General features: G+C 63.2%; 13 protein-coding genes. 7 read left to right on the top strand and 6 right to left on the bottom strand.

Annotated elements, in window-relative coordinates; translation table 11 throughout:
- Positions 1 to 25: 25 nt before the first annotated feature.
- A complete protein-coding gene (locus KUV51_RS17710; RefSeq protein WP_222522824.1) occupies positions 26 to 2,749 on the bottom strand; it encodes a [protein-PII] uridylyltransferase in 2,724 nt (907 codons plus the stop codon).
- A 59-nt stretch (positions 2,750 to 2,808) separates the two neighbouring features.
- Positions 2,809 to 3,993, bottom strand: a complete 1,185-nt coding sequence (locus tag KUV51_RS17705; RefSeq protein WP_222522768.1) for a penicillin-binding protein activator — start codon at positions 3,991 to 3,993, stop codon at positions 2,809 to 2,811.
- An 89-nt stretch (positions 3,994 to 4,082) separates the two neighbouring features.
- Here KUV51_RS17705 and rsmI point away from each other — a divergent pair, with 89 nt between their 5' ends.
- The 4 genes from rsmI to KUV51_RS17685 all read left to right on the top strand — a co-directional run bounded on the left by rsmI (position 4,083) and on the right by KUV51_RS17685 (position 7,314).
- Positions 4,083 to 4,961 carry a 16S rRNA (cytidine(1402)-2'-O)-methyltransferase gene (gene rsmI / locus KUV51_RS17700; protein ID WP_222522767.1) on the top strand — a complete coding sequence of 293 codons (879 nt, stop codon included), beginning with the start codon at positions 4,083 to 4,085 and terminating at the stop codon, positions 4,959 to 4,961.
- On the top strand, positions 4,961 to 5,374 hold the full coding sequence (locus KUV51_RS17695; protein WP_222522766.1) for a YraN family protein: 414 nt from the start codon (positions 4,961 to 4,963) through the stop codon (positions 5,372 to 5,374). Before rsmI ends, KUV51_RS17695 begins: the two co-directional genes overlap by 1 nt.
- 99 nt (positions 5,375 to 5,473) lie before the next feature.
- Positions 5,474 to 6,409, top strand: coding sequence for a glutathione synthase (gene gshB / locus KUV51_RS17690; RefSeq protein WP_222522765.1), 936 nt, complete (start codon positions 5,474 to 5,476; stop codon positions 6,407 to 6,409).
- Positions 6,406 to 7,314, top strand: coding sequence for an alpha/beta hydrolase (locus tag KUV51_RS17685; RefSeq protein ID WP_222522764.1), 909 nt, complete (start codon positions 6,406 to 6,408; stop codon positions 7,312 to 7,314). Before gshB ends, KUV51_RS17685 begins: the two co-directional genes overlap by 4 nt.
- On the opposite strand, the gene KUV51_RS17680 is transcribed toward KUV51_RS17685, so the two are convergent.
- Complete coding sequence (locus KUV51_RS17680; protein ID WP_222522763.1) at positions 7,284 to 8,795, bottom strand: YifB family Mg chelatase-like AAA ATPase; 1,512 nt, start codon at positions 8,793 to 8,795, stop codon at positions 7,284 to 7,286. The two genes, KUV51_RS17685 and KUV51_RS17680, sit on opposite strands and share 31 nt — an antisense overlap.
- Before the next feature lie 102 nt (positions 8,796 to 8,897).
- Here KUV51_RS17680 and KUV51_RS17675 point away from each other — a divergent pair, with 102 nt between their 5' ends.
- Entirely contained in the window at positions 8,898 to 9,233 is a 336-nt protein-coding gene (locus tag KUV51_RS17675) for a DUF1992 domain-containing protein (protein ID WP_222522762.1), read from the top strand.
- Here the strand turns inward: KUV51_RS17675 and KUV51_RS17670 are convergent.
- Genes KUV51_RS17670 through cobU form a run of 3 tightly spaced genes read right to left on the bottom strand, consistent with a single transcriptional unit; the run spans position 9,230 to position 11,057 of the window.
- The gene (locus KUV51_RS17670) at positions 9,230 to 9,907 is read right to left on the bottom strand and encodes a glutathione S-transferase (RefSeq protein ID WP_222522761.1); all 678 of its coding nucleotides are present in this window, start codon (positions 9,905 to 9,907) and stop codon (positions 9,230 to 9,232) included. The two genes, KUV51_RS17675 and KUV51_RS17670, sit on opposite strands and share 4 nt — an antisense overlap.
- A gap of 59 nt (positions 9,908 to 9,966) precedes the next feature.
- Positions 9,967 to 10,539, bottom strand: coding sequence for a histidine phosphatase family protein (locus KUV51_RS17665; RefSeq protein WP_222522760.1), 573 nt, complete (start codon positions 10,537 to 10,539; stop codon positions 9,967 to 9,969).
- Positions 10,536 to 11,057, bottom strand: a complete 522-nt coding sequence (cobU, locus tag KUV51_RS17660) for a bifunctional adenosylcobinamide kinase/adenosylcobinamide-phosphate guanylyltransferase (protein WP_222522759.1) — start codon at positions 11,055 to 11,057, stop codon at positions 10,536 to 10,538. Before cobU ends, KUV51_RS17665 begins: the two co-directional genes overlap by 4 nt.
- Positions 11,058 to 11,147: 90 nt before the next feature.
- On the opposite strand from cobU, the gene KUV51_RS17655 reads away from it, so the two are divergent.
- Together KUV51_RS17655 and KUV51_RS17650 are read left to right on the top strand one after the other, a co-directional pair.
- On the top strand, positions 11,148 to 12,026 hold the full coding sequence (locus KUV51_RS17655; RefSeq protein ID WP_222522758.1) for an RNA polymerase factor sigma-32: 879 nt from the start codon (positions 11,148 to 11,150) through the stop codon (positions 12,024 to 12,026).
- Positions 12,027 to 12,028: 2 nt separating this feature from the next.
- Positions 12,029 to 12,820 (top strand): ChaN family lipoprotein, encoded by a 792-nt coding sequence (locus tag KUV51_RS17650; protein ID WP_222522757.1) that lies wholly within the window; start codon positions 12,029 to 12,031, stop codon positions 12,818 to 12,820.
- Positions 12,821 to 12,844 lie beyond the last annotated feature (24 nt).

Below are 12,844 nucleotides of genomic sequence, written 5' to 3'. Positions count from 1 at the left end.
AACTTGGGGGCTGTAAGGGACGACTTCAGGTTGCGGCCCGTTCCGCCCCTTCGGTGATGGCAGCGCGCAGTTTCTTTTCCAGCGTCTTTTGCTTGGACTCGGAGTAGTATTTGAGGCCGAACATGTCCTTGACGTAGAACGTATCCACCACCTGTTCGCCATAGGTCGCGATGACCGCGTTGGCGATGTAGACGTTGGACGCCGCAAGTGTGCGTGTCAGGTCGTGCAGCAGGCCGGGGCGGTCGCGGGTGTCGACCTCGATGATCGTGTAGATGTCGGACCCTTCGTTGTCGAAGGTGATGTGGGTCGGGACCTTGAACGCCTTTTCACGCTTCTTGACCTTGTCGCGGTCCTTGATCGCCTCGCGGGTGACGACTTCGCCTGCGAGGGTCCGTTCGATCATCTTGCGCAGGCGGGGCAGGCGGGCGGCGTCGTAGGGGTTGCCGTCGGCGTCCTGGATCCAGAACGCATCGGTCACGAAGCCGTCGGACGTGGTGTAGCTGCGAGCGTCGACCACGTTGGCGCCGACCAAAGCCAGCGCGCCGGTGAGCCGGGCGAAGATGCCCGGGTGGTCGGGCATCACAAAGCAGGCACGCGTGGCATCGCGGTCTTCGTCCGGGTGCAGGTCCATGACGATTTCATTCTCGCCAATGTCCTTGAGCAGTTTGGCAAAAACGACGTGAGCCGTGACATGCAGTCCCTGCCAATAGGCGTCGTAGTGACGTGCAACCTCGGTTTGCAGGTCCTTGCGGGCCCAATCGGCCAGTTCGGCGCGCAGCGCTTTTTTCGCCTCTGCCCCACGGTTGTCGCGGGTGAGCGCCTCCATCCCATCCTCAAGCGCGCGGCGCGTCTGCCGATAGAGCGCGCGGATCAGCACGGCTTTCCAGTTGTTCCAGGTGGTGGGGCCGACGCCGCGGATGTCGCAGACCGTGAGCACGCAGAGCAGGTCGAGCCGTTTGACCGTCTGCACAGCCTTGGCAAAGTCGCGGACGGTGCGCGGGTCGGCGATGTCGCGTTTCTGGGCCATGTCGGACATCAGGAGGTGATAGCGCACCAGCCATTCGACCGTGTCGACCTCGTCCTGTTTCAGCCCCAGCCGCGGGGCGATCTTGCGCACCATCTGCGCGCCGAGGATCGAGTGATCCTCGGGCCGTCCCTTGCCGATGTCGTGCAGGAGGAGCGCGACATAGAGCACCTTGCGGTTCACGCCTTCCTTGAGGATCGAGGAGGCGACGGGCAGGTCTTCTTCCAATTCGTCGCGTTCGATCATCGCAAGCTGGGCGATGCATTGGATGATATGTTCGTCCACCGTGTAGGAGTGGTACATGTTGAACTGCATCATCGCGACGATGGGTTCGAATTCAGGGATGAAGGCAGCGAGCATCCCCAGCTCGTTCATCCGCCGCAGCGCCCGTTCGGGGTTGCCGTGTTTCAGGAGCAGGTCGAGGAAAATGCGCTGCGCTTCGGGGTCGTTGCGCATGTCATCGTCGACGAGGTGGAGGTGCGATTTGATCAGCCGCATGGCGTCGGGGTGGATCAACATGCCTGTGCGCAGTGCTTCCTCGAAGATGCGCAGGAGGTTCAGTTTGTTCGAGAGGAATTCGGTATCGTCGTCGATGGCGAGCCGGTTGTTGATGACCTGGTAGCCTGCCTTTGCCCGCGGCTTGCGCTTGAACAGACGGTCGAGCAGGGGTTCGGCCTTGAGGTGGTCGGCCTCCAGCTTGGTCAGGAAGATGCGGGTCAGGTCGCCCACTTCGGTGGCGTGCAGGAAGTAGTCCTGCATGAACAGCTCGACCGCGCGGCGGCCTGCCTTGTCCTCGTATCCCATGGCTTCGGCCACGGCGACCTGCATGTCGAAGGTCAGTTGTTCCGTCGCCCGGCCAGAGATCAGGTGCAAGTGGCAGCGGGTGGCCCAGAGGAAATCTTCGGCCGCGACGAAGGCGTCGAATTCCTCGTCCGTGAACAGGCCCAGGGGCACGAGTTCTGCCGCATCCTGAACCTTGTGGATGTACTTGCCGATCCAGAACAGCGATTGCAGGTCGCGCAGGCCGCCTTTGCCCTCTTTTACGTTGGGTTCGACGACATAGCGTTGGCCTTGGCGTACATGGCGCGCGTCGCGTTCGGCCAGTTTGGCTTCGATGAAGTCGCGTTCGCTGCCTTCGAAGAGGTCGGTGCGCAGTTTGCTGTCGAGTTCGGCGGCAAGTGCCGCATCGCCGAAGAGGAAGCGGTGCTCCAGCATGGCGGTGCGGATCGTGAAATCCTCGGCCCCGAGCCGGAGGCAATCGCGGACTGTGCGGCTGGAATGACCCACTTTCAGCTTGAGGTCCCAGAGGATGTAGAGGGTCGTTTCAATGACGCTCTCGGCCCAGGGCGTGATCTTGTAGGGTGTCAGAAACAGCAGATCGACATCCGATGCGGGCGCCATTTCACCCCGTCCATAACCGCCCACCGCAAGCACGGCGAGCCGTTCGCTGTTCGTGGGTGTCGGGTTTGGGTGCATGAGCGTTTGTGCGGTCTGCAGGGCGGCATGGACCAGACAGTCGGTCAGGTAGGTGTAGGCCTGTGTTGTCGGCCTTGCGGCAAAGGGCTCGGCGCGAAAGGCGGTGGCAATGGCCTCGCGCCCCGCTTTTTGGGCGGCTCTCAGGTGGGCCACAACCGCAGCCCGATCCGGGTTCGTTGCGAGCAGATCATCGAAAGCGCCGCCATCGAAGATCTCGGTGGCGGCGCAGATGAGGTGCATGTCAGGCATGTTGGGTGCCTGAAGGGCGGTGTCGCTCAATGTGTTCTCCGTTCAGGGGCGTGGCTGGGTCAGAACCCTGCGCCGCCAAAGCCGCGTGGTGCCGGGTCGATCACCACCACCTGGTTGCCCCGTACAGTTGCAACGGCAAGGCCGCGTTCATTGGTGCCGTCCTGGCGCAGGCGGAAGATACCCGATGCCCCTTGGAAGCCCGACCCCTGCGTCAGAGCGGCGCCTGTCAGGGCGCCCGAGTTGCCTTGGGCTGCCAGCGCGCCGATGGCGGCAATTCCATCAAAGGCCAGCCCGGCCAGGGGGTGCGGTGCGCCACCATAGGCAGCTTCGTATTGCGAGCGGAACGCGCCGGCCCTGTTCGGATCAGGCAGGGCGAACCACCCGCCCTGGATGCCCGGCAGGTCCAGCGTTTGGCGAGGGATGTCCCAGCGCGTCATGCCGATGAACTGCGTCGCTGCCGGATCGACACCGGTTTCTGGCAGCAACTGTGATAGGAGCGGCAGGCCGCCCGCTGGCGCAGCCGTCATGAACACGGCGTTTGCACCGGCATTGTCCACCGCCGCCTTGACCCGCGGAACGGCTGCGATCAGCCCCTGTTGAGACAGGGGGTAGTCGACAGTGCCGGTCACGGTGGCGCCGCTGCGCGACGCGGCCTGCTGGATGGCATTGCGCCCAAGCTGGCCGGCCACGTCCTGCGCGTGGACCACCACGATCCGGTCCTTGCCCTGCCGCGCGGCGTAGCTGACCAGGCGATCGGCGGTGTTGTTGAAGGTTGCGCCCAGCACAAACACGTTGCCACCCGCGATGGTCGTGTTGTTGGAGAATGCCAGCACGTTCACGTTCTGGGGGGCAACCGCCACGCCAGCGGCGTTTGCGGCCTCTGCATAGAGTGGGCCGAGGATGATCTGGGCACCATCGTTGACGGCTTGGGCTGCTTGCGAGGCGGCTGTCTGGGCATTGCCTGCAGTGCCGTACACCCGCAGGTCGATCTCCACCCCTTGCAGGTCCCGCATCGCGAGGCGTGCTGCGTTTTCAAGGTTGTTGGCCAGAAGTTCGTCACTGGCCTGTCCAGACCCGCGCGGCACCAGCAATGCCACGGGCACCGGTTGGGTCGTGTCGATGCGTGGCCCGCCTGCCGTGATGCCGCCGATGGCAGCCGGATCACAGGCCGCAAGCGCGAGCGCCGCAACGGGCAATACCGCCCGCCGCACCGACTTGCGCAGCGATTTGAAAAACGCAAACATGAATTGTCACTCCCAGCTTTACAGGGCATGACATTGGCCCGCCCGTCGTTTTGGGCGGATAATAGAGGTAAGGTTAGGCGGGTCCAGCTTTGAATCATGTCAAGACGACGCTGCGCCCGGGGATCTGGTTTGTCGGAGTGCCTATTGGAACCGCGCGCGATATTACCTTGCGCGCGCTTGATGTGCTGGCCTCTGCCGACGTTCTGGCCGCCGAGGACACGCGCAGTTTGCGCAAGCTGATGGACATTCACGGCATTCCGTTGGAAGGGCGCCGGATCGAGGCCCTGCACGAACATTCCAAGGAGACACAGGTGGCGCGGCTCGTGGCGCGTGCAGCGGAGCAGAGCGTGGCCTATGCGTCAGAAGCCGGGATGCCGCTGATCGCCGACCCGGGTTTCGAGTTGGGACGGGCGGCGCGCGACGCAGGCGTTTCGGTCACATGCGCGCCGGGTCCGTCGGCCGTGGTGACGGCATTGGTGCTCGGGGGATTGCCGACCGATGCCTTCCATTTTGGCGGCTTCCTGCCCGCGTCGCGCAGCGCGCGGCAGCGGGCACTGGATGATCTGGGGGGCATCGCCGGGACTTTGGTGCTGTACGAATCGCCCAAACGTGTGGGGGCGCTGCTGGCGGATGCCGCGGAACGGTTGGGCGCTGACAGGCAGGCTGCGGTCTGTCGGGAGCTGACGAAGCGGTTCGAAGACGTACGGCGCGGAACGCTCGGAGAATTGGCCGACGTCTACACTCATGACACACCCAAGGGGGAAATCGTTGTCTTGATCGGGCGCGCGGACATGCGGGTTGTTAATGAAAAAGACATTGATCAGGCGCTACACTCCGCGCTGACCGATATGACAGTCAAGGATGCAGCGTCTTTCGTGGCCGAAAGTTTGGACTTGCCACGGCGGCGCGTGTACCAGCGCGCTTTGGACATATCGCGCGATATGAAACGGAATGATGAGTCAGACTGATGGCACGACACGAACGGTGTTTTGATCATGCACATCCGGTTGCGGCGCGCGCCGCGCGTGGACGCATGGCCTATCTGGCCGGTCTGGCGGCCGAAGAGATTGTGGTTCGTGCGTATCTTGCGGCTGGATACGAACTGCTTGCCGAACGCTGGCGGGGGCGTCGCGGCGAAATTGATCTGGTGTTTTCGACATGCCTCGGGGTCGTCATGGTGGAGGTCAAGGCCAGCAAGTCTTTTGAATCCGCTGCCGCGCACCTGACGCCGGCACAGGTGTCCCGCCTTTATGCGACTGCCGATGAATATCTTGCAACGCTGCCGAACGGGTCGCTCACAGACGTCCGTTTTGATGTGGCGCTTGTCGATCAGGCCGGTGGGTTGAACATTCTTGAGAATGCGTTCGCCGGCTGCATTTGACTGCCGCGCAGCGCGCTCTGCATCCCTGCACATCTCCTTGCCATTGCACGCCCTGCCGCTCTGCGCCATCAAAGGTGCGGACGACAGCAGAGGTGTGCCATGAAGATTGCCTTTCAGATGGACCCGATCGGGGCGGTGGATATCAACGCGGACAGCAGTTTCCGCCTGGCCGAGGAAGCGCAGGCGCGCGGGCACAGCCTGTTTTTCTATTCCCCGGATCACCTCGCCTATCAGGAGGGTCGCGTTACCGCGCGTGGCCACGACTTCACCGTTCAGCGCGTGCAGGGCGAGCACGCGCAGTTGGGGGAAATGCGCGAAGTTGATCTGGCCGAGTTCGACGTTGTTTGGCTGCGCCAGGATCCGCCCTTTGACATGCACTACATCACGTCGACCCATCTTCTGGACCGTCTCAGGGGCGATGCTCTGGTCGTCAACGATCCGTTCTGGGTGCGGAACTATCCGGAAAAGCTGCTGGTCCTGGATTTCCCTGACCTGACCCCGCCCACGACCATTGCCCGCGATCTCGATACCATCAAGGCGTTCAAGGCGCGGCACGGCGATGTCATCCTGAAGCCGCTCTATGGCAATGGCGGTGCTGGCGTGTTTCGTCTGGATGCCAATGACCGGAACCTGACGTCGTTGCACGAACTCTTCACCGGCTTCAGTCGCGAGCCGTTGATTGTGCAGAAATTCCTGCCTGACGTGTCGAACGGCGACAAGCGCGTGATCCTGGTGGATGGAGAGCCGGTGGGCGCCATCAACCGGGTGCCCGCCGAGGGCGAGACCCGGTCGAACATGCATGTAGGTGGCCGACCAGAGAAGATCGGCCTGACCGCCCGTGACCGCGAGATTTGCGACGCCATTGGCCCATTGCTCAAGGAGAAAGGCCAAGTTTTCGTCGGGATCGACGTGATTGGCGACTATCTGACCGAGATCAACTTCACCTCCCCCACCGGTATTCAGGAGCTGGAGCGCTTTGACGGCGTGAACATCGCTGAAAAGATCTGGCAGGCGATCGAGGCCAAGATCGCGTGAGCCTGCTGCGGCCCATTCTCAATCAGTATTTGCGGCTGACCGAGAAGCGGAATCTCAGGACAGCGTCGGGGCCGGACGCCTTGCGCCGCAGTTTCGAGGCCAAGGCCCGGCTTTTCTTTCATGCGCCGTTGTCGATGCGGTCCGAATGGGCTCGGTTGGCGGGGGCTGATGTGCTTTGGACCCGGCCGCGGGCACGACAGAGCGACCTCACCATTCTTTACTTTCATGGAGGTGGGTATGTGTTTGGTTCGCCGCGCACACATGAAGCGATGGTGGCTGCTCTGGCCTCGCGCGCGGGCGCGCAGGCTGTTCTGCCGTCCTATCCTCTGGCACCGGAACACCCGTTCCCTGCGGCTCTTGAACATGCGCGAGCGGTCTACGAGGCGTGCCGGGCCGAAAGTGGTTCCCTGATCATTGGCGGTGATAGTGCCGGGGGTGGCCTGACACTTGCCTTGCTGGGCAGCCTCATCGCCGAAGGTGCACCGCTGCCCGAGGCTGTTTTTGGACTTTCGCCGCTGACGGATCTGACATTTTCCGGTGACAGTTTTCATGACAATGCCCGTGCGGATGTTGCGCTGCCCGCCGAGCGCGCCGATGAGATGGCGCGCATGTATCTGGGGGGCAGTGACCCGACTGATCCGCGTGCAAGCCCTCTTTTTGTAGATTTCACGGGCGCGCCGCCGGTCTGGATCACCGCTGGCGACACCGAGATACTGCGCGATGACAGCCGCCGCGTGGCCCGGAAGATGGGGGAGCAGGGTGTGGATGTCACCTATGTCGAGGAACGTGACCTGCCGCATGTCTGGCCCATTTTTCACAATACCTTGCCAGAGGCGCGGGCGACGTTGAACGCACTGGCTGCGTGGATCAAGGCTCAGACTGTTGCGAGCGCTCCGACCCGGTAGCTGACCGCTTCGGCGACGTGGGGTTTGCGCACGGCATCCGACCCGTCGAGGTCTGCAATCGTGCGCGCCACCCGCAGAACTCGGTGGTAACCGCGCGCGGACAGGCCAAACCGGTCTGCAACCTTGGTCAATAGCGTCCGTCCTTCCTCATCAGGGGCCGCGAAGTCGTCGAGCGCGCCGCCCGTCAGGTCCGCGTTGCTGCGCATACCCGTGCCGTCGAGTCGTGCCGCTTGCACCTTGCGTGCTGCGTCGACCCTTGCAGCGACCGTGGCGGAGCTGTCGCCCGAGGCGGGCAAGTCGAGGTCGGAATAGGTCACGGGTGGGACATCCACCCGCAGGTCGAACCTGTCCATGAGAGGACCCGAGATGCGCCCCATGTAGTCATCGCCGCAGGCAGGCGCCCGGCCGCAGGCGCGGGACGCGTCCGACAGGTAGCCGCATTTGCAGGGGTTGGCTGCTGCCACCAGCATGAAGCGGCAGGGGTATTTCACGTGGTTGTTGGCGCGGGCGACCATGACCTCGCCCGTCTCGATGGGTTGGCGGAGGGTTTCGAGGACGGTGCGGGGGAATTCCGGGAACTCGTCCATGAAGAGCACACCGTTATGGGCCAGCGACACCTCGCCCGGTTTGGCCCCGCGCCCGCCGCCGATGATCGCGGCCATGGAGGCTGTGTGGTGTGGCTCGCGAAACGGGCGGTCCATGGAGATGCCGCCCGCGTCCAGGAGCCCGGCGAGCGAATGGATCATTGAGGTTTCAAGCGCTTCCATCGCCGAGAGGGGCGGCAGGATGCCGGGCAGGCGAGCAGCGAGCATGGATTTGCCCGAACCCGGTGTGCCGACCATCAGGAAGTGATGCCGTCCGGCGGCGGCCACTTCCATCGCGCGCTTGGCGCGTTCCTGTCCCTTGACGTCGCGCAGGTCGGGCAGACCGGTGCCGCTGGCGATTTGGCCCGCCTTGGCGGGTTCCAGCGGCACCTGGCCGGTATAGTGGCGCACCACGTCGCCCAGCGATGCGGCTGCTATGACCTTAGTTGCGTCTACCCATGCCGCTTCGGCGCCAGACCCCGCAGGGCATAAGAGGCCGCGATCCTGTTCTGCAGCGGCCATGGCGGCGGGCAGCGCGCCCAGCACGGGCACGAGCGTGCCGTCGAGGGAGAGTTCCCCTAGAGCCACCGTACCCTCAACCGTGTCTTCGGGCAGGATGCCAAGGGCCGCGAGCAGTGACAGGGCAATGGGCAGGTCGAAATGCGAGCCTTCCTTGGGCAGGTCGGCGGGCGACAGATTGATTGTGATGCGTTTGGAGGGCAGCGCAATGGACATAGCCGTCAGTGCAGCACGCACGCGGTCGCGGGCTTCGGACACCGCTTTGTCCGGCAGGCCGACGATGGAGAATGCGGGCAGGCCCGGGGTCATGGCGCATTGCACCTCGACCTCGCGCGCGTCGACGCCCTGAAATGCCACCGTGTAGGCGCGTGCCACCATGTCTCCACCTCTTCAAAGATGGTTAATGGCTAGCGGTCGCCGGTTTACGATTGGTTAACAGCCGCGGTCGCCAAGACAGGCTGCATCGGGTAAAATGCGCGCATGTCACGTGGTTTCAGGCGGCTGATCGAACGCCAGATCGAAAAGGCCCGTGTGCAGGGCCAGCTTTCGGGGCTGGAGGGTGAGGGTAAGCCTTTGCCTGCCCGGCCCGAGCAGGCTGTTGTCGATCCGGCCGATGCCGCCGGGTTTCGCATCATGGCGCAGGCTGGCGTTGTTCCGGAAGAGATCGAGATCAAGAGGGCCATGGATGCGCACCGCGCGCATCTTGCCACCCTGCGCGATGAAAGTGCGCGCAAGGTGGCTATGAAAAAGCTCGCGCAGTTGGAGCTGCGCTACAACATTGCGCGTGAGGCGCGGAAGAAGTTTCTGCAGCGCTAGGCGGGCCATGCCCCTTTGGGCAGATCCATTTCGTAAGGGAATGGATCATAGGTCACCTTCTGACCCTCTGCTCGCCACGCCATGAATGTCGGGTCTGTGATTGTCGTCGTGCAATAGGCGCGCGCCGCCTCGGACACCGGCAGGTCGTAGCCCACGATGCGTGCGCAGACCGGGGCGTAGAACACGTCGGCCAGTGAGTAGGCACCGAACAGCCATGGACCGTCTGTCTTGAACTTGGCTGCGTGCGCCCAGAGCGTCTCGATCCGGCCGAGATCGCGCTGCACGTCGTCGGAGACGGCAAAACCCTGGTTCACGTGTTTCAACTGCATGGGACAAGCGCCGCGCAAAGCGGTGAAGCCTGCCGCCATTTCGGCGCAGAGCCAACGGGCCGTTGCGCGAGCAGAGGGATCGGCGGGCCACAACCCGGCCTCCGGGTGCCGTTCGGCGAGTGTTTCTGCCATGGCGAGGCTTTCGCCTACCACGGTGCCGTCGGGCAGCTTCAGGGCGGGCACTAGCCGAGCCGGGGCCAGTGGGGCCATGTCGTCGGCCATCGTGCCGGAGTAGAGGCCAATCATGTGGGCGCGGTGGGGCAGGCCGAATTTCTCGAGCATGAGCCACCCGCGGAGCGACCAGCTCGAAAAGGTGCGGTCGCCGATATAGAGGTCGTAAGTCATGGAAGCAGGCTAGGCGCAGGCCGACATGTTTGCCCAACGCAAGTTTGTGGTCACAGCCATCACGGCAGGTGATTGATGACCTCGGCCTTGCCTGTTGCGCGGTTCAGCGTCGTGACCGACAGCGGGTCGATCTTGTGCGCCAGAACCTCTTGCGCGGTAAGCCCAAGCACCGCCTGCACCTGCGTCAGGATCACGCCGAAATGCGCCACCGCGATGATGTGGCGACCGGGATGTGCCGCCTCGATCCGGCGTACGGCCATCGCGACCCTTGCCGCGGATGCGTTCCAGCTTTCGCCACCGGGTGGGGTGTGGTCACCGGGTTGCTCCCAATAGGCGCGGCTGAGGTCAGGATGCCAGTCGGCGACGGTCGAAAAATGCACGCCGTCCCAGACGCCAAAGTGAAACTCGCGCAAGGCCGGGTCGTGGGGCAGGCGGGTGCGGGTCTGTTGGATTGCGGTGGCCGTGTTGACCGACCGTGTCAGGTCGGAAGAGATCACAAGCGCATCGGCTGGCAGGTGCTGTGCAAGGCGCGCGACGGCGCCGGCATCGCTGAGGTCCGCAGGTACATCTCGCCAACCGGTAAAGGTCTTCTGGTGCGTGGGCCCATGCCGAACCCAGTGCCACGTGGTCATGGTGCATCGCCCTTCCGCAGTTGCGGCAGACCGGCCAGCACGTGCCAGACGGTGTCGGCCTGCGCCGCCAGTGCGATGTTGAGCCGTCCCTGCGCCTCGCGAAATCGTCGGGCAAGCGCGTTTTCGGGCACAATGCTCTGACCGACTTCGTTTGATACGACCACGACCGGCGCGGCACAGCGCGCGAGATCGGTGAGGAGCGAGGCCTGAGCATCGACAATGTCCGCCTCGTCCATCATCAGGTTGGTCAACCACATCGTGGCGCAATCCAGCAGCAGCGCTTGATCCGGACCCGCTCCGGCCAGCCCGTCACGGACCCCGTTGGCAGCGTCGACCGTCGTCCATTCCGCACCCCGCCGTGCTTTGTGCAAATCGACCTTGGCTTGCATTTCTTCATCCCAGATCCGGGATGTAGCGAGATACACCGGATTTAACCCACTGTTAAGAATAAGAGATTCCGCCCACTGCGATTTGCCGGAAGCGGCTCCACCTAGAACGAGGGTCAGGGCTGGCAACATTTTTTAGTCTCAAAAGTGAACCAATCGGCGAGGTGCTGCGTAAAGAGGTCAAGTGCGCAAAACAAGCATAACCATCCAGGGGGATGACAAATGGCGTTGGATAATGTCCGAGATATGTCGCTGTCACGCACAGCGATGAAGGCCGAGTTGCTTGATGCAGAGACAGAATTGCGACTGGCCTACGCGTGGCGCGATGAGCGTGATGAAGCGGCGCTGCATCGCCTGATCACGGCTTACATGCGTCTTGCGATCTCCATGGCATCCAAGTTCAAACGCTATGGCGCCCCTATGAACGACCTGATCCAGGAAGCGGGTCTTGGCTTGATGAAAGCGGCCGACAAGTTCGACCCGGACCGCGGCGTGCGCTTCTCGACCTACGCGGTATGGTGGATCAAGGCGTCGATCCAGGATTACGTGATGCGCAACTGGTCGATGGTGCGGACCGGCTCCACGTCGTCCCAGAAATCCCTCTTTTTCAACATGCGGCGCGTGCAGGCCCGGCTGGAGCGTGAAAGTGCTGCGGCGGGTGAGACGCTGGACAAGCACCAGCTGCGCCAGATGATCTCGACCGAGATTGGCGTGCCCCTGCACGATGTGGAGATGATGGAGGGTCGGCTGTCAGGGTCCGACTATTCGCTGAATGCGACGCAATCGGTCGATGACGAGGGTCGCGAGTGGATTGATGCGCTGGAAGATGACAGCGCGCAGGCTGCCGAGACGGTGGAGCACGCGCACGACACCGAGCAATTGCGTGAATGGCTGCTCACAGCCCTGAATGGCTTGAACGAGCGCGAGCGCTTCATCGTGCGTGAGCGCAAGCTGCGTGAGGACCCGCGTACGCTGGAAAGCCTTGGTCAGGAGCTGAGCCTTTCGAAAGAGCGTGTGCGCCAGCTTGAAGCCGCCGCCTTCACAAAAATGCGCAAGGCACTGGAAAACCAAAGCCGCGAGGTCCATCATTTCCTTGCATGAGGATGATGTTCAGAACCGCTTTGCTTGCCGCCGCCGCGACGCTGTCGCCGGCGGCAGTTTCATTTGCAGCCACCGATTGGAGTGATTTCAGCGGGGATGTGCTGATCCTTGGGGAATTTCACGACAACGCGACCCATCACGCAGAGCAGGCCAAGGCCATTCGCCTCATCGAACCGACAGCGGTCGTGTACGAGATGCTGACGCCTGCAGAAGCCGATGCGCTGGGCGACGCACCTCGCAATCCTGACAGCATGGCCGCAGCGGCCGACGGTTTTCATTGGTCGAATATAGCGGATTATGCCGATGTACTGGCCGCAAGCCCGGTGATTGTAGGCGCGGCCTTGTCCCGTGATGATATGCGTGGTGCCTTTACCGATGGCGCGGCGGCGGTCTTTGGTCCTGATGCGGAACGCTTTGGCCTGACAACGGCTCTGCCCGAGGACGAACAAGCCGTCCGAGAACAGGCCCAGTTCGACGCCCATTGCGAAGCAATGCCGCTGGAGATGATGGGCGGCATGGTCGAGGCGCAGCGGCTGCGCGATGCCGCCTTTGCGCGCACGGTGATGGACGCGCTCGACACCCACGGTAGCCCTGTTGTGCTGATCACAGGCAATGGCCACGCGCGGATGGATTGGGGCGTGCCGGTGTATCTGTCGCGCGTACAGCCGGACCTAGATGTCACCAGCGTCGGACAGGGAGAACGGCAGGAGCCCCCCGAGGGTGTCTATTCGTGGACCCTGAACGGTGCATCCAGTCCGGACCGTGAAGACCCCTGCGCGGTCTTCAATCAATAGCGCAAAGCGGTCCGGGGCTCCGCC

The sequence above is a fragment of the Tateyamaria omphalii genome (assembly GCF_019802125.1).
In the GTDB taxonomy this organism is placed as follows: Bacteria; Pseudomonadota; Alphaproteobacteria; order Rhodobacterales; family Rhodobacteraceae; genus Tateyamaria; species Tateyamaria omphalii_B.
The sequence above is the reverse complement of the archived record's forward strand: the minus strand, read 5'-3'. Positions and strand labels throughout refer to the sequence as shown.